Genomic DNA, 25,070 nt, shown 5'->3' on the forward strand with positions numbered 1-25,070 from the left:
CTTATTCTCCTTTATAAAACATCTTTAAAAAAAGTGGCACTCTTTGTGACCAATCATATTCACTATGTCTTCCCTCTGGAAAGAAATGATATTGAAAATGATCAATCTTTTCTTCAATACATTCCTTTAAATGAAGATTACTTGGAATATATCTTTCATCTTCTTGACCACCAACGTCCATATACAACATATTATGACTTATTGAACTAACTTTCAATAACTTTACAAACTCTTCTTCATAAATCCAAAAAGCTGTTGAAAGAATAGCACATTTTTTAAAAATCGTTGGATATTTTAAAAAAGCATAAAATGAAATCAAAGCTCCCATTGAACTTCCTACAATACCATAATCATCTATTTTAGTAGGGAAGTTTTGATCTAGATAAGGTTTTAATTGCGTTGTCAAAAAAGTAACATAAGCATTTCCTTCTCCTCCTACGAGTCTATGAGTATCATATTCTCTTGAAAATTCTTGATTCATGACCCAAGGACCATATTCATCTTCTCTTTTTAAAGGTTCAAAATTACAGTAGATAGCTACTAAAATCACATCTAATTTCAGCTCCCGTACACTTTCTAAAAATCCCCAACTTTTTCCTATATAAGATTGTTCATCAAAAAAAGCATTTTGACCATCATTGATTATTAACACAGGATATCTTTTTTTAGCTGATTGATAATCATCAGGTACATAAATATCAATATGTCTTTTTCTTTTCAATGAACGAATATACATTTCTTCTTTAATAATCATAAAAAATCTCCTAAAACAAAAATAAGCAATCTCTGCTTATTTTTCTTGATCTATATCTGGTAAGATGACAACTTGTTCCCCATCTTTTGTGAAAACATAGTTTTCTCTTGCATAACGTGTCACATAATCATCATCATTTAAAAGACTTACTTCATTTTGTAAATCTTTCTTTTCTTTTTTTACTATTGCGACTTCTTTTTCGAGTTTGTCAATTTCTGCTGTTCTTGAAAAAACAGACATGGCTTGAGATAATAAGATGTATATTAAAAAGCATCCAATAAAAAGATAAGCCATTGGTTTATACACTTTTTTTAGTCTTTTTTTTGTCATCTTTTCACCCTCTTTTTTATAGACCCTATTATACCATCAAACTTCAAAAAAACAAAGCGCACAGGTTTAAATAGTCGTGTTAATTTTTGGTTTATTTTAACGATCATAATATACATTTTTTCATGCATCAAATTTTGATAAACAACATATCCCGCCAAAACACTCACTAAAAAATACGCTCTTAAAATACCTTCATTGATTTTTAATAAGCCTATAAAATAGATTGCAGCAAAAATAATACCAAAACAACATTGCATAATAAAATAAATAAATTTGATTTTAATTTTGATGAGATGACTATAAATAAAATGATATACAAAGGTAAAGATAATCCCGTATACAAAAGAATACCCTATTCCTTGTATTTGTGTAATTAAATCCATTATTTCAATAATTTATTTAAAACACTATCTTTACTCTTTGTTGTTCTTTTATTCGATAAGTAAGAAATCGCATCAATATTTCCTTTAATACTGACCTCTTTTTTCTCTTGATCAAAACGCACAAGTGCTAAATCGCTACCTTTAATATTTAAATACCCTAAAGATGTTTCAATTAAAAATTCTAAAGAATCAAAACTTTCAATTTTTTTAATGCCTGTAAGTTCCAATGTCTTACGATCTTTTAAATACACATGATGATAAGGTGTTTGTTCAAAATGTATTTGATTATCCATAATATCCCTCCTCTACATCATATGAAAAAAGAGAATGTTCATGACATTCTCTTATTCATTTACTTCTTTTCTTTTTTCATCAACAATATCATAAAGCATTGTACTTTCATCTTTTAAAACATGTTCCTTAAGAAGTTTAACTTTAACCGTTAATATCGTTCTTCCAAATTCAATTTCAATCAAATCTCCAACATTTAACTTTGTTGAAGGTTTAGCTACTTTACCATTGACTTTAACACGTTCACTTTGAGAAATTTCTTTGGATAAAGTACGTCTTTTAATAATTCTAGATACCTTTAAAAATTTATCTAATCTCATCTTATTCACTCATAACAGCAGTAATTGCTGGAACTACTTGTTTTTTACGAGAAATAACACCAGCTAATGTTCCTTGACATTCTGTTAATTGAACATTAAATGCTTTTTCTACTAATTCAGGACGTGGTCCACCAACAAAGATTTCACTGTTAGCGTTGATAATATCTGTAAGTAATAATAATGTGAATTCTAAATTATTATCTTCCGCAAATTTATTCATATAATCTAACATATCTTTTTTGTATGGTAAGAATCCTTCAATATCCATTGAGTTTACTTGTGCAACCCCTACTTGTAAGTTATCAAAACTGAATTTTTTGAAGTCTTGGTTAAAGATTTCATCTACAGTTTTACCAACTAAAGATGTTCCTGCTTTAAACATTTCCATTGCAAATTCTTGAATATCAACACCTGCAATTTCAGCTAGTTTCTTAGCAATCTTAGTATCAACTGGTGTACAAGTTGGTGATTTGAATAATAATGTATCAGAAACAACCGCACCTAATAATAAACCAGCAATATGACTTGGCATTTCAACATCTAATTCATCAAAAATTTTAGTTACAATTGTAGCTGTTGAACCTAATGGTTCTCCTCTAAATAATAATGGTCCTACTGTTTGAATATCAGCTACTCTATGGTGATCGACGATTTCTAAAATATCAGCTTCTTCAATACCAGGAATAGATTGACCTCTTTCATTGTGGTCTACTAAAATAACTTTTTTTCTTAATCCTTTTAATAAAGCAAAACGAGAAATACTTCCTACACAACGATTATTTAAATCAATAACTGGATATCCACGATATCTTGTTTCAGACATAACTTCTTTCATATAATCTAAAGTATCATCTGTAGAGAAAGTTTTAATATCTCCTTTGATCATGACATATTCAACAGGAATTGCTTGAACAATTTGTTGAGATGTTTGATAAGTATTAAATGGTGTAGAAATAATTGAAATTCCTTGTTCTTCACATTTTTTTACAACATTTTCATCAGCAGTTAAAGAACCAGTTAATACAATTAAAGATGGTTTAACTGAAATAAGTTCTTCTAAATCATCACTTCTATCTCCACCTACAATCACAACATCATTTTCATGAATACGTTTTTTAGCTTCACTACCTGACATTGCTGCAATGTGAATATCACCTTCAACAACTTTTAAAGATTCATTTAAATAAATCACATTAGCTTCTAATGTATCAATAACATTTTCAACAGGAGTTTTAGCTTTCTTTAAAACTTCACTATCCCATTGATCCATGTATCCTTCAATAATATTAGATGTAGATAAAAGCCCTAATAATTGACCATGTTCATCTAAAATAGGAGCAGATTTTAAATTTTGTTGTTTTAATAAAAACCATGCAGTTTTTAAAGTTAAATCTTTAGAAAAAACAGTTACTTTATCATAATTTAAATCTTCTACCTTTTGTTTAACAGTTTTAAGTAAAACAGGATGTTCTACTCCAAAACGTTTTAAAACATATTCAGTTTCTCTATTAATTTCTCCTAAACGTACAGGAACTGCATTATATTTATTTGTTGCATTTAATAAATAACTATAAGCAATTGCTGAACAAATACTATCTGTATCTGGATTTCTATGTCCACTTACATAAACTAAATTACTCATTCATTTTCTCCTTTAAACATTTTTCTTTAAATAACGATATACAGTTGGTTCAGATACCGCTAATTTTTCAGCCACTAATACAATAGCACCTTTTACCTTAAATGTCCCTTTTTCTTGTAAATATTTTACAACCTTGATCTTTTCATCAACATTTAATCTTTCAGCTAAGAAATAACTTGGGAATCCCATCTTTTCTAAACATTCTTTAATATACATATCAATCATTTCATCTAATGGTGATGATAAGATTTCAACTGGGTTATCCATTTTAAATTCGATATCTTTTTCTTCTTTAATTCCCAAAATCTTTTTAATTGTAGAAGTTAAATATTCTAAATCAGAAATATTAACATTAATACATAACATACCAACTGGCATTTCACGGCCTTCTTCTTTAATAAAATAAGTTGCCGCTCTCATTAATTTACCATCATTTCCTACTGTTTTATAGTTCATAACATAATCATGATTTAAATATTGTTTTTCTTCTAAATAATGTAATGATAAATTTGATAACTTCGCACCAACTTCTCTTCCTGAAATTGGGTTATTTGAAATAGCTACGATTTCTTGATCTTTAGATGTTAAATCATGTAAAGCTATTTCACAATTGTCACCTAATGCAGCACTTAAAAAATAAACTAGCTTTGCATAAGGTTCTAAACTTTTGTACATACTTTTTTCTTCCTCATTTCCTTATTATTATGATAATAATTCATATCTATATATTATCACGATAATAATTCATAAACAACAATTATTATTATAATAAAAAAGAAGTCTATAGTTTTTCACAAAGACTTCTATTTATAAATATTCTTTTTAGAAATTTCTTTTAAAGAAGAAACACCTGTCATCATCATCGTATTTTCTAATTCTTGACCTAATTGTTGGACATATGCTTCTACACCTTGTTCACCATTACCATAAATCATATTAACAAATGGTCTTGCTATAATGACTGCATCCGCACCTAAAGCAAGGGCTTTAAAAACATCTAAACCACTACGAATACCACCATCAACAATAATTTTAACTTGTCCTTTAAATTGATCAGCAATTTCTTCTAAAACAGAAGCTGTTGCAGGAGTCCCATCTAAAACTCTTCCTCCATGATTGGAAACAACAATCCCTTGAGCACCTGCATTAATCGCTTTTTGCGCTCCTTCAACTGACATAATTCCTTTAACAATAAAAGGAACTTTGGCATAATCAATGATTTTTTTAAGTTCAGCAACACTTTTTCTACCTGCTGGAGGTATTCTTCCTTGTAAAAAAGGAAGTCCGGCAGCATCAACATCCATTGCTATCGCAAAAGCCTTTGAAGCTTTTGCCAACTCTAATTTTTTAAAACATGTTTCTTTATCCCAAGGTTTAATCGTTGGAACACCAATGCCATTATTTTCTTTAATATAATGTGTTGCATGCACCATGATTTCTTCATTTAAACCATCCCCTGTAAAAGCAGCAATCCCACTTTTTGCACAAGCACGTACATAAATTTCATTAAACGTATTATCATTATATAAATCACTATAATGTTGACTTACTGCTCCTACTGGTCCAGCAAAAATAGGATACTTAAATGTTTTTCCAAACATTTCAAAAGTTGTATCAATTTCTTTATTTTCAGCAAGAGTATCCATTTTAACTTCTATCTTTTGCCAAGCCTCATAATTTTTAATAGCTACTGTTCCTGTTCCTTTAGAGCCTGGTCCAGGTATTTTATTCGAACAAGCTTTTCCATTACATACTGGACATGACTTACAATAAGGTCCAATAACACTTCTACTTTTTTCTCTTATTTCATTAACATTCATTTTCCTTCATCCTTTATTATTCATTCTCCAAAAGCTTACACCTGTCCTTTAATAAAAATCAAGTTTTTCATAAAAAAACTTGTTTGTATAAATTATACAAACAAGTTTAAAAGTATAGATACTTTTTATTTATATTTTAAAATTATCTTTTATTTCAAAAATAAATTCATTTTGTATTTATAAGATTTCTCCATTAGTGTCAATAACCTTTTTATACCAATAAAAAGAATCTTTAGGATACCGTGAAAAATCACCATTTCCATAATCATCTCTATCAATATAAATTAATCCATAGCGTTTTTTCATTTCACCCGTACTTGATGAAATAATATCAATAGGCGACCACATCATATATCCTTTTAAATCAACACCATCATCTACAGCACGTTTCATTTGCTCTATATGTTTTTTTATATATTCTACTCTATAGGTATCATGTATTAAATTATTTGCATCTTTAACATCAACAGCACCTATTCCATTTTCAACAATCATCAACGGTATTTGATAGCGATCATACAATTTGTTAAGCGTATATCTTAACCCCTCTGGATCTATTTGCCATCCCCATTCACTTGATTTTAAATAAGGGTTCGTAACACCACCTAATAAATTACCCATTGATGTTTCCAGTCCTTCTTGACAAGAAATACAATTAGACATGTAATAAGAAAATGAATAAAAATCAACACATCCTTTTTTTAAAAGCACATCGTCATTTTCTTCCTTAATAATATGAATTTTATTTTCTTTAAAATATTCTTTGATGTAGTAAGGATAATACCCTCTAACTTGTACATCTCCACAAAAATCATTAAATAAATGATCCGTCTTTTGAGCTAGTAACATATCTTGAGGATGACAACTATACGGATAAAGTGTTACATGAGCAATCATACATCCTATTTTAAAATTCTTATTAATTTTATGCCCTACCCGAACAGCTTTAGCACTAGCTAAAAAAACATGATGTAAAGCTTGATAACGATCTTGTAAATTATCATAAGGTTCCGTATAGTCTTTGGTCTTCTCATGATAAATTCCTAAAACTTCTAGATTTCCCATTGGTATGCATGCAAAATTTATTTCATTAAAAGTTAACCAGTATTTTACTTTATTTTTATATCTTTCAAATACCGTTGTTGCATACTTTACAAATAAATCTATAACCTTTCTATTTAAAAAACCTTGATATTTTTCTACTAATAAGTAAGGCATATCAAAATGATGAAGTGTTACCAGTGGTTCTATCCCATATTTCAAACATTCATCAAAAACATCATCATAAAATTTTAATCCTTCCTCATTAGGTTCATTTTCTTCACCTGTTGGATATATTCTTGACCATGCAATTGACATTCTAAATACTTTGAAGCCCATTTGTGCAAACAAAGCAATATCTTCTTTATAATGATGATAAAAATCAACAGCTTCGTGACTAGGATAATTCTTTTGAGGATCTATCCTTTTTGTAAAACATCGTCTTGTTTCTAATGTTCCTCCTGTCAAATGATCTGAGATACAATCTCCTTTATTTCCTTCATCATATCCACCTTCTATTTGATTAGCCGCTGTTGAACCACCCCATAAAAAATCTTTATTCAACATTTACCATCACCTCTAAGCTTCCGCTACTAATACAACATTATCTTTATTTGTGTTTGTATTAATATTGGAATAATCTTTTGTATTTGTGATAATAACAGGTGTTTCTAAGTTATATCCTTCTTGTAAAATATGATCTATATCAAATTCTACAAGTAATTGTCCTTTTTTTACCTTATCACCTTGTTGAACATGAGATGTAAAATATTTTCCGTTTAATTGCACTGTATTCATTCCAATATGAATAAGCACTTCACACCCATTATCACTTACAATTCCTATAGCATGTTTTGTTGGAAATAATGTTATTACAGTACCATCAAACGGTGCATATACTTTCCCTTCAGAAGGAATAATGGCAATTCCTTTTCCTAATACTTCTTGTGAAAACGCATCATCTTCTACTTGATTTAATGGTATAATTTTTCCTTCTATCGGTTGATTTACTTCTTCACTTAAACTTTCTGTTACATTATCTTCTTTATGATCATCTCTATAAAATACATATGCTGCAATAAATGTTGGAATAATCGCAAATGCAGATGCAATTACACATTGGAACATTGCTGCTCCTGTACCATTTTGTGGAAACATTGCAGGCATTTCAAATATTCCCATTCCTGCCATTTGTTGATATTTTAGACCAGCAAAAGCTGCATAAGCTCCAGATAATGAACCACCAATACAAGAAATAACAAACATTGGTAATCTTTGTAATGTAATTCCATAAATTGCTGGTTCAGTAACACCAAACACTCCAGAAATAATTGCTGGGAAACAAATAGATTTTAATTTTTTTTGTTTAGTTTTTAAAAATATTGCAAGTACTACTGCTGTTTGTGAAAATGCAACGAATGCTTGTAAAGAAAGAATAGGATCCGGATGTCCAGCTGCTAAATTCATAATAGCTAAAACAATAAATGTTATATGTACACCAAATACTACAAATACTTGCCATAACCCACCAAAAACGATACCTGCTAAAACTGGACTAATTGAGTAAAGACTTAAAACTCCATCACTTAGCCAACCAGCTACAGTATTAGCAACAGGTCCAATAATCATATATCCTAATATTGTACTTAATAAAATAACAATCATAGGTGTTAAAAAAGATTTAACAACATCTGGAATATATTTATTTAACAATCTTTCCATTGGAGCAGCAACAGCTACAGTTAGAATAACTGGTAAAACCGTTGAAGTATAACTTACATTCATTTGAATGCCAACGATTGATAAATCTGCTCCATTGATTGTTGGATAACATAGTGCCAATCCGATAACCATTCCCACAAACGGCGTAAGTTTGAACTTCTTCGCAGAAGTATACCCTATAATAACTGGAAAGAAATAAAAAATACTGTCTCCAATCGCATCAATTAATGTATATAATCCACTTGTACTACTATAGATACCCGCAAAGCTTAAAATTGTATTAAGTCCTTTAATCATTCCACATGCACATAGCATTCCAATAGCAGGCATAAAAATAGAACTTACTAAATCAACAAATTTATCTTTTATACTTGTTTTATTTTTTGTTTCTACAACTTCTCCGCTTAATCCTAACTTAGGTAAAATTGTTTCATATACATCTCCAACATGATTACCTATAACAATTTGATATTGTCCAGCGGTATGCATAACTGTAATAATTCCATCATTTGCTTTTAAAACTTCATCATTTGCTTTTGATTCATCTTTCAATTGAAAACGCAATCTCGTAACACAATGTGTCAAAGAAATAACATTTTCCTTTCCACCAATATTTTTGATAATAAAATTTACTAATTCTTCATATTTAACCATTTTTTTACCTCCATCTCTTATCATATAGTTGATATGAATTGAGGTTAAGCCAACTTAATGTTACCATCCTGCCTAAATATTTATTTTCATTTTTTTCTTTATCACTCCTTTTTTGTCTTATGTACAACTCTATGAACATGTATTGTTAAATATACAATTTCATCTTCATGTAATGTATATTTATACTTTCTTTTTAAGAAATCCCTAATTTTTAATACACATTCATAACTGGCACAATATTTATCTTTAACCACATCTAATAACTCATTTTCCTCTTCTTCATTAAATTGATTATTCTTTAATAATCTCAACGCAAAGAATTTTAGATGTGTGATAAAGCGGTAATAATACGCATTCGATGTATCAAACTCTGTATGAAAATGATATTTAACAATTGTTGATATTTCCTGAATAACCTTTGTTACTTGAAAAATATGATCCATGTTATCTTCATCTAATTCTACATTCACAATATGTAATGCTATAAATCCTGCTTCATCATCCGGCAATTGTATATTAAACTTCTTTTTTATTAATTCTAAAGCTCGTAAGCCAATATCATATTCTATTTCATAGAAATTCTTAATATCCCATAGTAACGGATTAGAAATAATACCTCCCTCTTTACATCTTTTAATAGCAACATATAGGTGATCACTTAGAGTAATAATGACATTATCTTTAAAATTTTTGGCAAATTCCAATTTTGCCATATTTATTATTTCACTTGATAATTCTAAATATTCCAGCGGAACATCTTTCAAAAGTTGTTCAAAACGCGAGTATTCTCCTCCACCATCTAATATGAACGTTTGATTTATAGAGGCTTCATCAATTTCCATTCCAGGGCGTTTCTTAAAAGCTATTCCCTTTCCGCATACAATCTTCTCTTGTTGATTTACATCATCAATTACAACTGCATTATTTGTTAATATTCTTTTAATAATCATCTGTATCCCTCCATAAAAATAAAAACCTATTTACACACAAAAATACTCTTGTGTGTAAATAGGTTAAGCTTGACTAAACAATTACCATCCTAATTACAAGTTTTATGATAGCACTTTCTTTTGGGATTAGCAATATTATTTTTAAATTATTCTTAATGAACTTATAAAACCCCATCTTTAGAAGTTAGCACCATTTTTTTGTCTTGAACTTCTAAAGTCAGGTATTATATCTTAGTCCAACATCTTTTGCATTTCTTTTGAATTAATGCTTACAATTTCTTTAAAATATTCTTGTTGAGTCTTATCTCCTTTAAATAATTCTTTTTCAATTTTACCATCTTTTAAATAAAGAAGTCTTGAAGAATAAGAAGCAATCAATGGATCATGGCTTACCATAATGATCGTAATATGATTTTCATTCATCTTTTTAAAGATAGATAATATTTCATGTGAATTTTGACTATCTAAGTTTCCTGTTGGTTCATCTGCAATAATGATTTTAGGATTTCCAATTAATGCTCTTGCAATAGCGACTCTTTGTTGTTGTCCACCAGAACATTCATGAGGATATTTATTGAGTAGTGATTCAATATCTAATTCTTTTGTAATTTGATGGACTTTTTCATCAATAACTTTTTTATCTTCGCCAATGAGTTTTAAAGGAATCATAATATTTTCATAAATTGTTAAGGAATTTAATAAATTATAATTTTGAAAAATAAAACCTAAATATTGATATCTAAATTTCCCTAATTGATTTTCAGACATTTGTTTCACTTCTTGATTTAAAATATACAAACTCCCATTAGTAGGAATATCTATTGTTGAAATATTATTTACTAAAGTAGATTTACCGGAACCTGACGGTCCCATAACAACAATAAACTCTCCTGTTTTAATTTCTAAATCTATATTTTCTAAAGCTGTAAATGGTTGTTTACTTCCCATACCATAAATCTTTGTCATATTTTTTGCTTGTAAAACTGTTTCCATAGTTGTTACTCTCCTTTTAATAATTGTATTTTCCCTGCATGATAATTTAATAAAAGACAAATCAATAATGTCACTACATAATAGATAAATAATCCACTATAGAAAAATAACATTGTTGAATTCATTAAAATAAACTCTCTCGCCATAAAAATTAAATAAGGTAATGGAATTACTAAAACACAAATAAAATAAAGGATATTTTCTTTCAAAAGCATCTTCTTTAAATCACTATAAACATAACCTACTTTATTTAAAATAGAAAACTCTTTCATTTTATTTTTCTTTTCCATATTCATCTTATATAAAATAGAAATAATTACCATCGCTACAATAAACAAATAACTAATCATTCCTGTCACAAATTCATTACTTTCAATATTTTGTGACGCTAAAACAGGTAATAAAACTGTTATCAGTAATGTAAGTAAGCCAATTAACGAAGCTGTTGATTTAATCATCAATCCCACATGTGATAAACAAATATAAATTTGTTTTCCTTTTAAATTCTTTTTATTCTTTAAAAAGAGTTGTGGCAATAGATACTTATACAAACCATACATTCCTATCACCCCTAAAGCTGTTGGCGGAATATAATTTATTAAATTTCCTTCAACCGTTATAATTGAACAAAATCCTATCAAATAAATAAGTAAATACATCATCATTTTTTTAAAACTTACAAAATGAATAGCTTGTACCTTATTTTCATCATTAATCAAAGTATAAATATCACTTTTATGAAGTTGCCCTATTAAAAAGATGATCACAATAACAACTAATACACATAAAGCTGAAATCGTTGTAAAAAAGGTACTTGGCATAATGGTATAAATTGAATAATTGATTTGTAGATAAGGATATATCTTTGAATGAATGAAAAATAAGCTAAGAACACCTAAAATAAATGAAATCGGTAAAACAAAGATAAAAACGATTCCCATTTGAATAAGTGTATATTTAATAAAATCTAACAAGTTAAAACCACAAGTAAATAAAATTCCAAATTCTTGATGTTTTTTTTTGAAATTATATTGACTGGCATAAATAATCATAAACCAACAAAATAAAATAATTAAAAAGGGTAATCCCATTGATAATGGTATATCCACTCCAAGAGGATCATCTATTCCTCTAGCCCTATCTGCTTCTATTAAATAGGGATTGTTGATAAATTCTGAAAAGATCAAATGAATGACAATTGCAAAAATAAGTGTGAGTCCATAAATCATATATTGTTTTTTATTTCTTTTTAATGTTAACGTAGCTAGTGAAAAAACTTTCATCGCTTCCACCTCCTAACTCCATCATAAACTTTCCATCACACCTTACAATAAAAGTAGCACCAACAACCTAGAAATGACACAAACAACATCTTTAACTAAATAACTTATGATACAATACAGTTAAAGGAGGGATAGTATGAAGTACAAAGTAGGAAAACCCCATTATAAATTAAGTTTTATTTATTCATTCATCATTATTTTTTGGGCTGTTTTTTTAATCATTTATAGTCCATTTTCAGGAATGAATATTTGTGGATTTATGCTTATTTTTTTGATTATCTTTATCTTTCTTCCTAGTATGGCATTTTGTAATAATATTTGGGAAGTGGATGAACATTATCTTAAATACACTTTTTATGATAGTGTAGTAGAAAAATCCCGTGCTTTTTTTCATAGTCTTTTTACAAGAAATATAGATTATCAAATGAAAATAAAGCTGGATAAAATCATGTGTATCCAAGTTACTTATGAAGCAGTTCCGATGCTTTTTTATGGCACTAATGGTTATAATGTTATTTTTAAAGTATTAATGAAGGATGGATCTTCTTTTTCTTTTCAACCCATTGTTACAAGGAAAAGAAAAGAAGTAATAGATGCAATTGAATTTTTAAAAGAAAAAGGAATTATCTTTAAAGATCGTTATCATATTCTTGATCAATTAGATAAAAAAGAGCCTTTAGCTTATTATTTAGAAAAGATAGCTGGTGATAGAAAATGATTCGTATCGCCTGTCATGTACAAGATTATTATTTTGAGATAATCAAAAAATATTTTGCAGCAAAAGATTACTATTTAGAAAAATTCAGTCCAGCATCTTATGATGATATCTATTTTATTGAAATAAATTCACTTAATGATTTAGACAAAATCCATCAAATCAATAAATATCCAGAAACTTTGATTTACATTATTGGTCCTAAAGATTTTCATTTACTCAATGAATGTTTAACCTTAGGGGTACATTTATATTTTGAAAATGATGATTTAGAAAATAGTCTTTATTCCAAATCAGAAACCATTCATCAACAAATATTTTCAAGATTTAAGACTTATCATTATAAAAACAAACAAATGTCTTTTGAATTAAGACTTGCTCAAATCATGTATGTAGAATCAATGAATCATAAACTTATTATTCATCATGATAATGGTGACTTTATTGAAAGAAAAAACTTATCTTCTTTTATTAAAGAAATTGATTCTAATAATTTTATTCAAATTCATAAATCATTTGTTATTAATAAAAACTTTATTAAAGAAATCAAAGCAAAAGAATTGATTTTAAAAGATTCTACAATTCTACCAATTGGTAGAAACTTTAAAGAAAGTATTTAAAAAGTAAAGATTGCCAATCATCTTTACTTTTTTTCATTTAATTATTTCTATTTTCACGTAAATAATCTAAAAACTTTTGAATACTCTTTTCATTTCCCATTTGTGTCAATTGAAAATAATGTCTATTTGATAATTCTTTTGGCATACATTTTTTACCCGAATAATGATTTTTAAAAGCATGAATATTATCTAGACCAACACCTCTACCAAGCTTTTGGGCATTTTTATAACTTGCATCTTGTAAAAAAGGAGGGATAGGTACATTGGTTGTTTGCTTAGCATCTGCCATTGCCTGTGTGATTCCTCGAGATACCGTATCTGATTTAGGAGAACAACAAACATAAAGTGCTGCATGAGCTAAGATCTTAGCCGCTTCGGGCATTCCTATTCTTTCTACTGCCAAAAAGGCATTTGTAGCCACAACTAGAGCTTGTGAATTAGCAAGACCAATATCTTCACTTGCACATACACATATTCTTCTTGCAATATATTTGACATCTTCTCCAGCAATCAACATTCTAGCAAGATAATATAAAGTTGCATCTGGTTCTGTATGTTTCATAGATTCAATAAAAGCAGAAATCGCATCATAATGATTACCGCCACTTTTATCATAGCGAATTGCTTTTTTTTGAATACATTCTTCTGCGACTTCAAGACTGATGTGAATTTTTCCTTCTTTGTTTTTATCTGTAGTAAGATAAGCAAGTTCTAAGGCATTTAAAACACTTCTTGCATCACCACTAGCCATGTCAGCTAAAAAGTTTTTAGCATCTTCATCAATTATGATTTTTTCATTTCCTAAACCACGTTTTTGATCAGTAAGCGTTCTATCAATTAAACGGATTAGATCTTGTTTTTCTAAAGGTTTTAATTCAAAGATACGGCATCTTGAAAGTAAGGCATTATTGACTTCAAAATATGGATTTTCGGTAGTAGCTCCAATGAGAATAACAATACCATCTTCTACATAAGGAAGAAGATAATCTTGTTGTGTTTTATTAAAACGATGAATTTCATCGATAAATAAAATCGTTCCTTTATGATAAGCATTTTGATTAAATTTAGCTTCTTCTATTATCTTTTCCACATCTTTAATTCCTGCACTCGTCGCATTTAATTTACAAAAATGTGAATTTGTTGTATTAGCAATAACTCTCGCAATCGTTGTTTTTCCAACCCCTGGAGGTCCATATAAAATAATAGAACCCAAACGATCTGCTTTAATAGCACGATAGAGTAATTTATCTTTTCCAATAATATGTTGTTGGCCTACAATTTCATCTATACTTACAGGGCGCATTCTACTGGCAAGTGGTAGTTTTCTTATATCTTCATCCATATCAAATAAATTCATTTTCTTTCCTCATTTCTTATTTATCCACATTATAAACTTTCTCTAAAAGAAAAAGAAGTATTTAAACTTCTTACAAAACCAGAATACTCCTTTTAAACACTTTTCTTTCGAAAATATAAATACGAATAAATAATTGGCAAAAGTACCGGAATAAAAACAAAAATAAAGAAAATAAATAAATTCATAAATGGTGATAAAACAATAAGAAGAATACCACCAATAACCATGCATTTTCCACCAAAACGGTGTGTATGATACCAATTGTCTGGATCATCTAATGCCCACGAAGTACGAATTCCTACTGTATAATTTGGTTTGACTGTTGGTATATAATTACCTAAAACAATAAACAATACCCCTATCATCAATTCTGTAAGAAAACTAATATTTGTGATATAACCTAATGCATAACCATATATACAACTACAAACAAGCAATGAAATCAACGGACTGATCCATAATACGATTGAAAATATCTTCTTATTAATATTCTTAGACTTTGGATCAATACTTGTTCCTATCACACAAAAAAGATGAATAACCAGTAAAATCAATGGTAAGACAAATACGGTAAAAGTTTTAGAAGAATAACCATTTGGTTGACCATTAAAATTAAAATGTGTAGCCATTAATTGTGGTAGTTGATTCCATAAAAGTAATCCAATAACTATAGGAAGCAATGTCACAATAGATGTTAATATTATCATTTTTTTATTTTGTTTAATCATTTTTAGTATCTCCTTTTAACTCACTGATCCACAACATAATTTCCTCAAGCACTGTTGCATTAAGTTCATAATAAATAAACTTTCCTTCTCGCTCATCTCGAATCAAACCCGCTTCTTTTAAAACCGATAGATGTCTTGAAATAGCAGCTCCCGAAATTGAAAAATACTTAACAATATCACCCGCAGACATTCTTGACTGTTTCAATAAATTAAGTATTTCTCGCCTTGTTGGATCCGCTAAAGCATGTAGCGTATTTTGCATTGCCATCTTTATCACCTCATTATCATTTAACATTTAACTTAAATGTTAAATATAGTATATCATATTTATAAAAAAAAACAAGTATTAAATTTTTATCTAACTACTTCTTTAATCATTGTTTCTACAGTTGTTGTCGTTTCACTATTAGAAATACTTATAAAAGTTCCTATATTTAGGATGACTAATAAAATACCAAAAATAACGATTATCAATAAAATGATAGCTATTGTCTTCATTATTTTTTTATAACGTCTATTTTTTATTGTTAGTTGTTCATTTATTTTAGCTAATTGTTTAACAATCTCACTTTGATCTGTTGTTGTAATTTGACCATCAAGAAGAATATTCACATCTGTTTCTAATACGTTTGCTATTTTGGAAAGCATATCTACATCAGGCAATGAAAGTCCCTTTTCCCATTTACTAACAGTCTGTCTAACAACATTCAATTTTTCAGCGAGTATTTCTTGCGTATAACCTTTATCTTTTCTTATTTTCTTTAGGTTTTCAGCAAACATTCCTCTATCCTCCTTTATTAAGATAAACACATCTTATATAAAAGTAGTTGTTGCTTCAAGCAACACATATTAACATTCTTTATTTTACTTCATCATAACTTGGAATTGAGTCAACTGCACCAAATCTTGTCACCGCAATTGCACTTGCTTTTGTTGCTAAGTTTGCTGATTCAACTAAAGAGAATCCTTCAAGAATTCCTTTTACAAAATAACCAATATAAGTATCTCCTGCACCTGTTGTATCTATTGCATTAACTTTCATTGCTTCTACTTTGACATCTTCATTGTTTGTTAAAACTCTGCTTCCGTCTTTTCCCATTGTAAAAAGAATATTTGTATGTGGATATTTTTGTTTTAACACTTGTAGCATCTTTTCATAATTTTCTTCACCGCTTAAAGCAGCACTTTCTGTCTCATTGACTACAAGCCATGTTACTTTTTCAATTGGATAATTTTGAATTGATTCATCATAAGGAGCTGCATTGAAAAAAATCTTCATTTCTTTTTCATAACAGCGATCAATAATATAAGGTACATTATTGATTTCATTTTGTAAAACAACCACATCACCCGTTGAAAAATGAGATAAAACCTCATCAATATATTCAAAATCAATCTCTTTATTTGTTCCACCATATAAAAGAATATGATTTTGACCACTTTGATCAACTTCAATAATAGCATGTCCTGTTGGCTTATTTGAAATTTTTAAATAATCAATATTCACATTCTTTCCTACAAGCGCATCTTTTAATAGAGTGCCATCATTTCCAATAATTCCTGCAAAATACGTTTCATTTCCTGCAAGAGACATTGCAATTGCTTGATTAACGCCTTTTCCACCACATTTAACTGTATATTCAAGACATCCTTGTGTTTCTCCTGGTACTGTAAAATGATTGACTTTATATACATGATCCAAATTAGCGGATCCAAAACATAATACTTTCATAAATCCTCCATAACTTCTTATTTTTGTTTATATTATAAACATTCTCTTCTTTTTATAAAAGAAAAAGAAGTATTTAGATTTTTATATAAATACTTCTTTTAATCATTTCTAAATTCATAACATTCTGGAAAAGATGTTTGTTCAATATATGTATCCGCTTTTGAAATATAAATATCTTCCATTATTACATAAGGTAGAGTATTGACCTTTTTATAAAGAAGACCTGTACTTATATTTAAAAAAAATATTCTTTTAGTTTCAGCTAAAAATTTTAATTTTTCTTTTGGTAATTTTATAATATATACTTTCCCTAAATCACTATTATCATCTTCTTCAAACATCTTACATCCCTCATTTATCCATAATCTAAAATCAAACCATTCATCAGGATCAGAAATACCAATTGATCCTGCATCTAAAAAGCCACACAATGTAGCATCTTTTGTTGCCTTTATAACAAGTTCCCAGTCTCCATTATCATTACCAATACTTATATATTCTGGCATATTATTAGAAAAATCATGACATTTGTACATTTCTATCATTTCTTTTGTACTATAAAAAACATATCCATTTAATACCGCACCATTTGTTATTTTTAAAAATTCTTTATAGACATCTGGCAATATACCCTTTATTTGATTATTTACTAAATGAATATCTTCATCAATTGCTGGTTTATTTTTTTCAATGAATTCAATATTTTTTAAATCCATAAAATCACATCATCTATTTCTTAAAGAAATGAAAATTACAACAATCTCCACCATAACCTAAAGTCTTTGTACGCGTAAATCCAATCTTTTTTAAACCACCATAAGTCACATCATCCACATCACAAAACAAATGACACAACTCTTCACAGCCATTTTCCTTGCATGCTGTATGCCATAAACATTTAGTAATCGTAACATCATAATAATCTTTACCATAGCTTTGAGTGTTTTCTTGTAAATCTGTTGTACGCATGATTTTTAAAAAAATAAAACTATAAATTTTATAAAACCCAGGCACTAATTCCATTTTAGCTGTAGATGCATGTTTTTTGGCTGCAATTTTATCAATCATATATTTTCTCATATATTGATAGACATCTTCTTTTGAAAATTCTTCGTTCAATAAGACTTTATATAAAGCAATTCGTGGTAGAATTGTTTGAATAAGTGTTTTCATTTGATTTTCTGTTTTATCTTTTGTTTTTTTAATAATTTTATAAAGTTCTTTTTCTTGTTTATCAAATATTTCATTTCCTTTATTTGGACCAAATTCTTCGATTAAATATGATTTTACTTGTTTTTGTTGTTTGATTTTCATTATAAATACACCTCTTTTATACAATCATATTATAACGTCATTATAAAAGAAAAAGAAGTATTCAAACTTTTTACAAAGTTCAAATACTTCTCTAGATATCTCATAAAAGTTATTACTAACGTTTTGAGAACTCCAATTCCTTATAAAATGAGGGTATTTAGATGATTTTGTTGCATACAAGTTTCGTTACAAAAGCTACTCAAATATACTATTTAAAACTTATCCTGTAAATTAAATGCTTTTATATAAAGAAAATATCATACTTATTCGTATGATATCCTCTATTATTCAGTTTTATATATTATTAAGGAAGAAAAATTATAAAACTAATCTAGATCTTCGCCATTTGTTTCAATGACTTTTTTATACCAATAAAACGATTTTTTTCGATATCTATTCATCGTTCCATGGCCTTCATCATCTAAATCTACATAAATAAATCCATATCTTTTTGACATTTGACAAGATGAAGCACTTAATAAATCAATGCATCCCCATGTTGTATATCCCATTAAATCAACGCCATCTATAATAACAGCATCCTTTAATGCTTTAATATGTTCTCGATAATACTCAATATGTCTTTCATCATTGATTCCTTTACCTTCGACATATACTTCATTTGTTCCTGTACCATTTTCAACAATAAATAATGGTTTTTGATAACGATCATAATACATATTCAATGTATTACGTAAACCCATTGGATCATCTTGTCTTTTATATAAAATTTCACCTAAGTACGGATTTTTTAAAGTAGCAAGGGGATTATTTTTAATCTCTTCATTGAGTTTTTCGTCACCACTAACAACATGTGTTGCATAATATGAAAATGAAAGAAAATCAATCGTATTATTTTTAAGAATTTCTTTATCATCATCTTCAAATGGAATAGTTATTCCTTTTCTTTCTAATTCTCTTAATTTATATGATGGATAGTACCCTCTCGCCTGTACATCACAGAAAAAGAATGCATCTCTATTTTTTGTAATTGTTGCAAATACATCTTGAGGATGACATGTATATGGATACCATGTACCTCCTGCAAACATATTCCCAATTTTATTTGTTGGATCAATTTCATGACCAATTTTTACTGCCCACGCACTTGCTAATAAAATATGATGAGCTGCATTATATAACTGTTGTTCTTTATCTTCATTTGGATCAATAACAACACCTGCTGATAAATAAGGCAAAATTAATGTATCATTAATTTCATTAAAGGTAAGCCAATAATGTACAATACCTTTATATCTTTTAAATAAAACTGTTGCATATTTCTTATAGAAATCAACCATTTTTCTACTTTTAAAACCACCATATTCTTTTACTAAATAAAGTGGAAAATCGTAATGAGAAATCGTTACTAAAGGTTCAATGTGATATTTTTTTAATTCTTTAAAAACATCATCATAAAATTGTAATCCTTTTTCATTCGGTCTTTCTTCATCCCCTCGAGGAAATATTCTTGACCATGAAATAGATAATCTTAAAACCTTAAATCCCATTTCCGCAAATAATGCAATATCTTCTTTATAACGATGATAGAAATCTATCCCATTTAAAACCGGATATTTTTCATCTTCTTTAAAAGATAAATCTTGTACATTTCCAAACATATATTGAAAACGATTTTTTCCATTTGGAACTACATCCATGTTAGCAAGACCTCTACCATCTTCATTATAGCCACCTTCTACTTGATTAGCAGCTATTGCTCCACCCCATAAGAAATCTTTTGGTAAGGTTCTCACTTTATGCTTCCTCCTCAGCTAATTTTGCAGCTTCTTCTTTCTTGCATAAAGAATGATCATAAGCTACAAAGAATGGATACCAAATAGCTAATGTTAATAGAATCATTAAAGCAATAAAAATAAACACTCTCCAGTCTAAACAATAAACAAATAGACTTAGGAAAACAGGATAAGTCCCACTAATTAATAAATAAGGTGCTGTCAATAAACCAAATGAACATGCTAACCAATAAAGAATAGATACGATTAATCCATTAACAATAAAAGGAAGCATTAATACAGGGTTAAACATAATTGGTGCTCCAAATAATGCTGGTTCTGAAATTCTAAAAATACTAGGCACAATTGTCGCTTTCCCAAAAGCTTTTAATTGTTGTGATTTTGCTTTCCAACAAGATAAAATACATAGTCCAAGAGTATTTCCTGTTCCTCCTAAAAAACCAATACCTAATGTCATAAAGATAGGATGAAAAATTGGTGCTTGTCCTTTTGCAACTAATGCTGCATTTGCTGTAAAAGCTGCTGTTGTAATTGGAGCAGTAAGTGCCATGGTAACCATTTGTCCATGCACTCCACAACACCATAATAACAACATAAATGCACATAAGAATATTGAACCAGGAACAGAGTTAACTGCTGCAACTGGTGTTGCTAAAACTTTTTCAATAAGCGCTGGAATTGACATTCCTAAATAATTACTACTTAATAAACTTAAAATATAGAATATAGAAACATTGATAACCATAGGTACAATAGTTCTAAAAGAATTTGTTAATGCTGGAGGACAAATTTCTGGTAAACGAATTGTAATATTGTGTATTTCACAAAATCTTGTGATTTCTACTGTTAATAAAGCAACAATAATAGCAGTAAATAATCCTTGTGCACCTAAATATGTACAATTCATTAATAATGGAGTTGTTCCATCCGCTAAAGCTAAATAATTTGCTGGTGCTGCAACTAATAGAAAAACAACAAGTGCAGTTAAACCATTAGTAATACCTTTCATTGAATATGAAGTTGCTAAATTATCAGCAATAACAAAGGTAACTGCTAATGCTAATAATCCCATTGACATATTGTATGGAACTAAAATAGCCATTTTATACTTAGTAGCAAAATTAAACCATCCAGAAAAAATTGACCAAACACCACCAGATTTAACCATGTCTGCAGTTACTGGTGGATTGGCAATAACCATAAATACTGCCCCAACAAAGATTAATGGTAATACTGTCATAAAACCTTTTTGCATTGCAGATAAATGTCTTTGTTCACCTAACTTATCAGCGATTGGAGACATTTTATCTTCAACAAAGTGCATAAACTTATCCATTTACTTCCCCTCCTTTATCATTCTTTTTACTTCTTTTATAATATTTTCAACATTCCCTAAAGCATAATCTGAAGGATTAATAACAGCTGAAGGTCGATCAGTTACTGCTTTTTGAACATCTTTAATTTTATATCTCATTTGTGGTCCCACTAATAAGACATCATAATCTTTATAAACACTTAAATAATCATCAATTGGAATTGCTTTAACTTCTAAATCTTCGTTATTTTGTTCTGCCCATTGATTCATCTTATTCATTAAAATACCAGTTGATAAACCATTAGCACACATTAATAATATTTTCATAAATCTTCCCTCTCTTTAAATTTGCTAATATCAAGTAAATTGAATATTTGATCGATCATTTGTTCCTTTTTACTTAGCAACTGTAGTATAAAATGTAACCGCTTTTTATTCAAATAGCATATTTTATCTCTTTTCCTTTCATTTATACACTATTTTTTTAATTTATACACTTTTTCTTCTTTATCATTTATTTTCTTCGTTAAACTGTTTATTTACAAGCAATAAAATTATTTATCTTTTTATTACTCTTAAATATTTTTTATACACTTTATACACTAATAAATAAAAAATAGCTTACTTTACAATAAGCTATTAAAATAAGTATTAAATTTCTTTAATAATCGTAATTAAACTTGCAATATCAGAATCAGAAAATTGAATATGAAAAGGTTCTTCTATCATTTCTACTAAATCATATAAATATTCGTATGTTTTTTTATGTGTTGAAATTATATTTTTATAATTATATTTTTTAGGAATCGGTGCATTATTAACCAAGCTACAGATAACACCACTAAGATGCATAATAAGACCTATCTTTTTATCATAGGATAATTGATATTGACAATCTAATTCTTGAATAAATTCTGGTAATACTTTTTTCAAAATATCAATATCAATATTCGGTACTTGTTTTTCAATATTTTTAAATATTAATGAATATTTTATTTTCTTTTTAATGACAATGTCTTGATTAGAACTTGAAATTAATAGTGATAATTTATCTAATGGTGTATTAAATAATTGAGTTACAGATATAAATTTAATGCCATATAATTGAGGATCAAATGATCCCATTGTACATAAAATATTATACGATTTTCTCAATTCATTAATTTTAAACAATAATTCTTTATGATTATTCATTGATAATGGAACAATATCAATATCTTGTAATTCTAATGAATCTTCTAGGTATTTTTTTATTTGTATAGCACCACCTTCGCCATTCATACATAAAGTGATAATAACATTTTTCTTTTTTTGTCGATGATAGTTTTCAACAATTGATGGAAAATAATGTTGATAACTTTGTTCTAATTCAGACATAATATCATCTAAATCATCATTGCTGCTCATCTTTTTTACGGTTTCTAAAGCAATCATTGTGGAAGGTGCAGCAATAAAGCGGATATCTATACCTGTTTCTTTAGAAATCAATTTACCCATAATTTTTACAGAACCCATGTCATAGATAAGTAATACACCTTTACCTCTATTAATTTTTTCAATCAATGATTTCATTTCTTCATAAGCCATTTGCATTTTCTTTTCTAATAAAAGATCATATGAATAAACACTATCACTATTTGACATTTGTTTAACAACACCAGTAAGCGAACTTGCTACATTTTTTCCATGCATAGCAATTAACAATACAGGTTTATTTTCGCTTTCTTTTAATTGATTCAAAAGTAAAATCAAAACAATAGTTATTGCTTCATCTAACGGTATATCTATTTTATATTTCTTTTCTAAATGTTCTATTAATTTTAAACTTAGTATATATTCTTCTTGATATTTATTTACTATTTGATTTAAATCAAAATTAATTTGTTCATTTTGCTTATTATTTATTATTTTTGTTAAATGAAGAGATAAAACAATAAAGACTTCTTGCGGGAAAACTCGTTTTAATTTTTGTGATGAACTATCTAAGAATTCTTTTACAATATTTATAATTTCTTGTGGAATATATTTACTAATATTCAATTCATTTATTTTCTCTTTATCAATGTATTGTCTATAACTTGATATTAATTGATTGTATTTATTTTTTAACAAAAGGGATTTATCAACTAATGATGTATCTTGTTTTTCAAGATGTTCATAAACAGCAGAAGTACTTTCCTTTATTTTTATTTTTTCAATAGAATCTTTTGAATAATAATATAAAAAATCATGTGAAATAAGTCTATTTATCTCTGTCGATTTTTCTTTATAAAAAATAAAGCCTTTTTTTACATAGATTGGAAAATCATCAAGATAGACATAGACATTTGAATTATTATCTAAATTTTTCAAAAAAGCATGTGAACATGCACTAGAAATATCGTTTACAAGTTGTTTTATATTATTTTTACAATGATAAAGTAATAAGCATTCTAATGTTTCAGGTTCTATAACAATCGACTTATCTATTTTTCTTGCTTCTTTTTTAAAACATCCCTGAACTAATTCCATCCTTTCAACCAATCCTCTTTTATCTAAAGAAGGCAAATCAATTTTTATTGATATATTATCGAGAGCATTACTTTTTAAATCATTTTCATTAAAGCAATCCGATGACAAAACAACCATAAAGTTATTTTCTTTTAGTGAACTCATTTCAATTAAATCATATATAATTGATTTATATTTTTCTGGTATTAAATGAACATTATCAAAATAAACCATTCCGTTTTTCGCCTTTTCTAAAGCAGCTTTTCCATAATCAATAAATAAATTCTTAATCATAGTTTCATCATTCATAAAGTATTTACAATTTAGTTTCACTAATTGACCATTTTCATTAATTAGGCCTTTTTCTTTAGAAAATTCATATATTTTTTTAGCAAGTAAACTTTTACCTGTACCACTTTCCCCTGACAATAAAATAACCGTTTTTTTACCAGGATATAAAAGTGTTGATTTAATATCTTGAATAGACTTAGCAAGGCTTCCATTAAATCCTATTAGTTGATTAAATATAGAATCGTCTTCATCTAATTTATTATGTATTTTATAAAGTACCGGTCTCCCAGCTATTTTTTCTAATTTATTTTCTCTAACTAATTCATTCAAAATAGCTGATAAATTAGAACGTTGAATATTTAAATGACTTGCTAATTCTTTTGTTGAAAACACCATTTTAGAGGGATCGTTTTGATCTTTTTTTGTAGATAATTTATCAATATAAAAAAGAACCTCATATTTCTTTTTCATAAAATTTCTCCTTTTCTAAATATATTCATATTATAAAACAAAAAAAGAAATATGCACACTTTTATAAAGTCTACATATTTTTCATATTCTCTATTCA

Annotated in this window: 26 protein-coding genes; 2 read left to right on the forward strand and 24 right to left on the reverse strand. The window is 28.0% G+C overall.

The genetic code is table 11. From position 1 onward, the window contains the following. Nucleotide 1 precedes the first annotated feature (1 nt). The 13 genes from OCV55_RS10830 to OCV55_RS10885 form a co-directional block, all read right to left on the reverse strand. Nucleotides 2–754 (reverse strand): alpha/beta hydrolase, encoded by a 753-nt coding sequence (locus OCV55_RS10830; RefSeq protein ID WP_147580618.1) that lies wholly within the window; start codon nucleotides 752–754, stop codon nucleotides 2–4. Nucleotides 755–790: 36 nt separating this feature from the next. Beyond that, nucleotides 791–1,084 carry an FtsB family cell division protein gene (locus tag OCV55_RS10835; protein WP_032090787.1) on the reverse strand — a complete coding sequence of 98 codons (294 nt, stop codon included), beginning with the start codon at nucleotides 1,082–1,084 and terminating at the stop codon, nucleotides 791–793. Then, complete coding sequence (gene yabQ / locus OCV55_RS14150; RefSeq protein ID WP_032090788.1) at nucleotides 1,081–1,467, reverse strand: spore cortex biosynthesis protein YabQ; 387 nt, start codon at nucleotides 1,465–1,467, stop codon at nucleotides 1,081–1,083. Before yabQ ends, OCV55_RS10835 begins: the two co-directional genes overlap by 4 nt. Then, nucleotides 1,467–1,760, reverse strand: coding sequence for a sporulation protein YabP (yabP, locus tag OCV55_RS10840; RefSeq protein ID WP_022002646.1), 294 nt, complete (start codon nucleotides 1,758–1,760; stop codon nucleotides 1,467–1,469). Before yabP ends, yabQ begins: the two co-directional genes overlap by 1 nt. Nucleotides 1,761–1,811: 51 nt before the next feature. Next, nucleotides 1,812–2,078 carry an RNA-binding S4 domain-containing protein gene (locus tag OCV55_RS10845; protein ID WP_022002647.1) on the reverse strand — a complete coding sequence of 89 codons (267 nt, stop codon included), beginning with the start codon at nucleotides 2,076–2,078 and terminating at the stop codon, nucleotides 1,812–1,814. A 1-nt stretch (nucleotide 2,079) separates the two neighbouring features. Next, nucleotides 2,080–3,720, reverse strand: coding sequence for a putative manganese-dependent inorganic diphosphatase (locus tag OCV55_RS10850; RefSeq protein WP_147580619.1), 1,641 nt, complete (start codon nucleotides 3,718–3,720; stop codon nucleotides 2,080–2,082). Between the two features lie 12 nt (nucleotides 3,721–3,732). Next, a complete protein-coding gene (locus OCV55_RS10855; protein ID WP_032090790.1) occupies nucleotides 3,733–4,395 on the reverse strand; it encodes a helix-turn-helix transcriptional regulator in 663 nt (220 codons plus the stop codon). 128 nt (nucleotides 4,396–4,523) lie between these two features. Beyond that, complete coding sequence (locus tag OCV55_RS10860; RefSeq protein WP_032090791.1) at nucleotides 4,524–5,540, reverse strand: alpha-hydroxy-acid oxidizing protein; 1,017 nt, start codon at nucleotides 5,538–5,540, stop codon at nucleotides 4,524–4,526. Between the two features lie 177 nt (nucleotides 5,541–5,717). Next, the gene (locus tag OCV55_RS10865; protein ID WP_147580620.1) at nucleotides 5,718–7,148 is read right to left on the reverse strand and encodes a glycoside hydrolase family 1 protein; all 1,431 of its coding nucleotides are present in this window, start codon (nucleotides 7,146–7,148) and stop codon (nucleotides 5,718–5,720) included. A gap of 12 nt (nucleotides 7,149–7,160) precedes the next feature. Continuing rightward, a complete protein-coding gene (locus OCV55_RS10870; RefSeq protein ID WP_147580621.1) occupies nucleotides 7,161–8,957 on the reverse strand; it encodes a beta-glucoside-specific PTS transporter subunit IIABC in 1,797 nt (598 codons plus the stop codon). A 101-nt stretch (nucleotides 8,958–9,058) separates the two neighbouring features. Next, a complete protein-coding gene (gene licT / locus OCV55_RS10875) occupies nucleotides 9,059–9,907 on the reverse strand; it encodes a BglG family transcription antiterminator LicT (RefSeq protein ID WP_032090794.1) in 849 nt (282 codons plus the stop codon). A 231-nt stretch (nucleotides 9,908–10,138) separates the two neighbouring features. After that, nucleotides 10,139–10,900, reverse strand: a complete 762-nt coding sequence (locus tag OCV55_RS10880) for an ABC transporter ATP-binding protein (protein ID WP_147580622.1) — start codon at nucleotides 10,898–10,900, stop codon at nucleotides 10,139–10,141. 5 nt (nucleotides 10,901–10,905) lie between these two features. Continuing rightward, entirely contained in the window at nucleotides 10,906–12,183 is a 1,278-nt protein-coding gene (locus OCV55_RS10885) for an FtsX-like permease family protein (protein ID WP_147580623.1), read from the reverse strand. Between the two features lie 136 nt (nucleotides 12,184–12,319). Between OCV55_RS10885 and OCV55_RS10890 the strand changes: the two genes are divergently transcribed. Both OCV55_RS10890 and OCV55_RS10895 read left to right on the forward strand, forming a co-directional pair. Then, a complete protein-coding gene (locus OCV55_RS10890; RefSeq protein ID WP_147580624.1) occupies nucleotides 12,320–12,901 on the forward strand; it encodes a hypothetical protein in 582 nt (193 codons plus the stop codon). Further along, nucleotides 12,898–13,518, forward strand: coding sequence for a LytTR family DNA-binding domain-containing protein (locus OCV55_RS10895; protein ID WP_147580625.1), 621 nt, complete (start codon nucleotides 12,898–12,900; stop codon nucleotides 13,516–13,518). Before OCV55_RS10890 ends, OCV55_RS10895 begins: the two co-directional genes overlap by 4 nt. A 37-nt stretch (nucleotides 13,519–13,555) precedes the next feature. Here the strand turns inward: OCV55_RS10895 and OCV55_RS10900 are convergent, their stop codons facing one another. The 11 genes from OCV55_RS10900 to OCV55_RS10950 all read right to left on the reverse strand — a co-directional run bounded on the left by OCV55_RS10900 (nucleotide 13,556) and on the right by OCV55_RS10950 (nucleotide 24,973). Then, nucleotides 13,556–14,875, reverse strand: a complete 1,320-nt coding sequence (locus OCV55_RS10900; protein WP_147580626.1) for a replication-associated recombination protein A — start codon at nucleotides 14,873–14,875, stop codon at nucleotides 13,556–13,558. Nucleotides 14,876–14,967: 92 nt separating this feature from the next. Then, complete coding sequence (locus OCV55_RS10905; protein WP_119364021.1) at nucleotides 14,968–15,603, reverse strand: SdpI family protein; 636 nt, start codon at nucleotides 15,601–15,603, stop codon at nucleotides 14,968–14,970. After that, nucleotides 15,596–15,871 (reverse strand): autorepressor SdpR family transcription factor, encoded by a 276-nt coding sequence (locus tag OCV55_RS10910; RefSeq protein WP_032090801.1) that lies wholly within the window; start codon nucleotides 15,869–15,871, stop codon nucleotides 15,596–15,598. The genes OCV55_RS10905 and OCV55_RS10910 overlap by 8 nt, the downstream gene beginning before the upstream one ends. An 86-nt stretch (nucleotides 15,872–15,957) precedes the next feature. Then, a complete protein-coding gene (locus OCV55_RS10915; protein WP_147580627.1) occupies nucleotides 15,958–16,383 on the reverse strand; it encodes a helix-turn-helix domain-containing protein in 426 nt (141 codons plus the stop codon). A 79-nt stretch (nucleotides 16,384–16,462) separates the two neighbouring features. Continuing rightward, the gene (locus tag OCV55_RS10920; protein WP_119364029.1) at nucleotides 16,463–17,335 is read right to left on the reverse strand and encodes a ribokinase; all 873 of its coding nucleotides are present in this window, start codon (nucleotides 17,333–17,335) and stop codon (nucleotides 16,463–16,465) included. 98 nt (nucleotides 17,336–17,433) lie between these two features. Continuing rightward, nucleotides 17,434–18,051: an SMI1/KNR4 family protein gene (locus OCV55_RS10925; RefSeq protein WP_147580628.1), complete on the reverse strand. Its 618-nt coding sequence runs from the start codon at nucleotides 18,049–18,051 to the stop codon at nucleotides 17,434–17,436. A gap of 13 nt (nucleotides 18,052–18,064) precedes the next feature. Then, on the reverse strand, nucleotides 18,065–18,649 hold the full coding sequence (locus tag OCV55_RS10930; RefSeq protein WP_147580629.1) for an L-2-amino-thiazoline-4-carboxylic acid hydrolase: 585 nt from the start codon (nucleotides 18,647–18,649) through the stop codon (nucleotides 18,065–18,067). 326 nt (nucleotides 18,650–18,975) lie between these two features. Continuing rightward, entirely contained in the window at nucleotides 18,976–20,406 is a 1,431-nt protein-coding gene (locus OCV55_RS10935; RefSeq protein ID WP_147580630.1) for a 6-phospho-beta-glucosidase, read from the reverse strand. 1 nt (nucleotide 20,407) lies between these two features. Further along, nucleotides 20,408–21,742: a PTS sugar transporter subunit IIC gene (locus tag OCV55_RS10940; RefSeq protein ID WP_117459886.1), complete on the reverse strand. Its 1,335-nt coding sequence runs from the start codon at nucleotides 21,740–21,742 to the stop codon at nucleotides 20,408–20,410. After that, complete coding sequence (locus OCV55_RS10945; protein WP_032090807.1) at nucleotides 21,743–22,048, reverse strand: PTS sugar transporter subunit IIB; 306 nt, start codon at nucleotides 22,046–22,048, stop codon at nucleotides 21,743–21,745. 324 nt (nucleotides 22,049–22,372) lie between these two features. Beyond that, nucleotides 22,373–24,973: a PRD domain-containing protein gene (locus OCV55_RS10950; protein ID WP_147580631.1), complete on the reverse strand. Its 2,601-nt coding sequence runs from the start codon at nucleotides 24,971–24,973 to the stop codon at nucleotides 22,373–22,375. Between the last annotated feature and the right edge of the window lie 97 nt (nucleotides 24,974–25,070).

Origin of the sequence: [Clostridium] ammoniilyticum, from assembly GCF_025566905.1 — a bacterium.
Lineage (GTDB): Bacteria > Bacillota_I > Bacilli_A > Erysipelotrichales > Coprobacillaceae > Faecalibacillus > Faecalibacillus intestinalis.

What these genes read in the sequence shown, in the direction of transcription:
- OCV55_RS10880 (WP_147580622.1), bottom strand. Translation starts at nt 10,900, where the DNA reads ATGGAAACAGTTTTACAAGCAAAAAATATGACAAAGATTTATGGTATG.
- OCV55_RS10830 (WP_147580618.1), bottom strand. Translation starts at nt 754, where the DNA reads ATGATTATTAAAGAAGAAATGTATATTCGTTCATTGAAAAGAAAAAGA.
- OCV55_RS10930 (WP_147580629.1), bottom strand. Translation starts at nt 18,649, where the DNA reads ATGAAAATCAAACAACAAAAACAAGTAAAATCATATTTAATCGAAGAA.
- OCV55_RS10860 (WP_032090791.1), bottom strand. Translation starts at nt 5,540, where the DNA reads ATGAATGTTAATGAAATAAGAGAAAAAAGTAGAAGTGTTATTGGACCT.
- yabP (WP_022002646.1), bottom strand. Translation starts at nt 1,760, where the DNA reads ATGGATAATCAAATACATTTTGAACAAACACCTTATCATCATGTGTAT.
- OCV55_RS10910 (WP_032090801.1), bottom strand. Translation starts at nt 15,871, where the DNA reads ATGGCAATGCAAAATACGCTACATGCTTTAGCGGATCCAACAAGGCGA.
- OCV55_RS10925 (WP_147580628.1), bottom strand. Translation starts at nt 18,051, where the DNA reads ATGGATTTAAAAAATATTGAATTCATTGAAAAAAATAAACCAGCAATT.
- OCV55_RS10865 (WP_147580620.1), bottom strand. Translation starts at nt 7,148, where the DNA reads ATGTTGAATAAAGATTTTTTATGGGGTGGTTCAACAGCGGCTAATCAA.
- yabQ (WP_032090788.1), bottom strand. Translation starts at nt 1,467, where the DNA reads ATGGATTTAATTACACAAATACAAGGAATAGGGTATTCTTTTGTATAC.
- OCV55_RS10845 (WP_022002647.1), bottom strand. Translation starts at nt 2,078, where the DNA reads ATGAGATTAGATAAATTTTTAAAGGTATCTAGAATTATTAAAAGACGT.
- OCV55_RS10835 (WP_032090787.1), bottom strand. Translation starts at nt 1,084, where the DNA reads ATGACAAAAAAAAGACTAAAAAAAGTGTATAAACCAATGGCTTATCTT.
- OCV55_RS10900 (WP_147580626.1), bottom strand. Translation starts at nt 14,875, where the DNA reads ATGAATTTATTTGATATGGATGAAGATATAAGAAAACTACCACTTGCC.
- licT (WP_032090794.1), bottom strand. Translation starts at nt 9,907, where the DNA reads ATGATTATTAAAAGAATATTAACAAATAATGCAGTTGTAATTGATGAT.
- OCV55_RS10920 (WP_119364029.1), bottom strand. Translation starts at nt 17,335, where the DNA reads ATGAAAGTATTATGTTTTGGATCCGCTAATTTGGATCATGTATATAAA.
- OCV55_RS10895 (WP_147580625.1), top strand. Translation starts at nt 12,898, where the DNA reads ATGATTCGTATCGCCTGTCATGTACAAGATTATTATTTTGAGATAATC.
- OCV55_RS10890 (WP_147580624.1), top strand. Translation starts at nt 12,320, where the DNA reads ATGAAGTACAAAGTAGGAAAACCCCATTATAAATTAAGTTTTATTTAT.
- OCV55_RS10870 (WP_147580621.1), bottom strand. Translation starts at nt 8,957, where the DNA reads ATGGTTAAATATGAAGAATTAGTAAATTTTATTATCAAAAATATTGGT.
- OCV55_RS10950 (WP_147580631.1), bottom strand. Translation starts at nt 24,973, where the DNA reads ATGAAAAAGAAATATGAGGTTCTTTTTTATATTGATAAATTATCTACA.
- OCV55_RS10915 (WP_147580627.1), bottom strand. Translation starts at nt 16,383, where the DNA reads ATGTTTGCTGAAAACCTAAAGAAAATAAGAAAAGATAAAGGTTATACG.
- OCV55_RS10940 (WP_117459886.1), bottom strand. Translation starts at nt 21,742, where the DNA reads ATGGATAAGTTTATGCACTTTGTTGAAGATAAAATGTCTCCAATCGCT.
- OCV55_RS10850 (WP_147580619.1), bottom strand. Translation starts at nt 3,720, where the DNA reads ATGAGTAATTTAGTTTATGTAAGTGGACATAGAAATCCAGATACAGAT.
- OCV55_RS10945 (WP_032090807.1), bottom strand. Translation starts at nt 22,048, where the DNA reads ATGAAAATATTATTAATGTGTGCTAATGGTTTATCAACTGGTATTTTA.
- OCV55_RS10855 (WP_032090790.1), bottom strand. Translation starts at nt 4,395, where the DNA reads ATGTACAAAAGTTTAGAACCTTATGCAAAGCTAGTTTATTTTTTAAGT.
- OCV55_RS10885 (WP_147580623.1), bottom strand. Translation starts at nt 12,183, where the DNA reads ATGAAAGTTTTTTCACTAGCTACGTTAACATTAAAAAGAAATAAAAAA.
- OCV55_RS10905 (WP_119364021.1), bottom strand. Translation starts at nt 15,603, where the DNA reads ATGATTAAACAAAATAAAAAAATGATAATATTAACATCTATTGTGACA.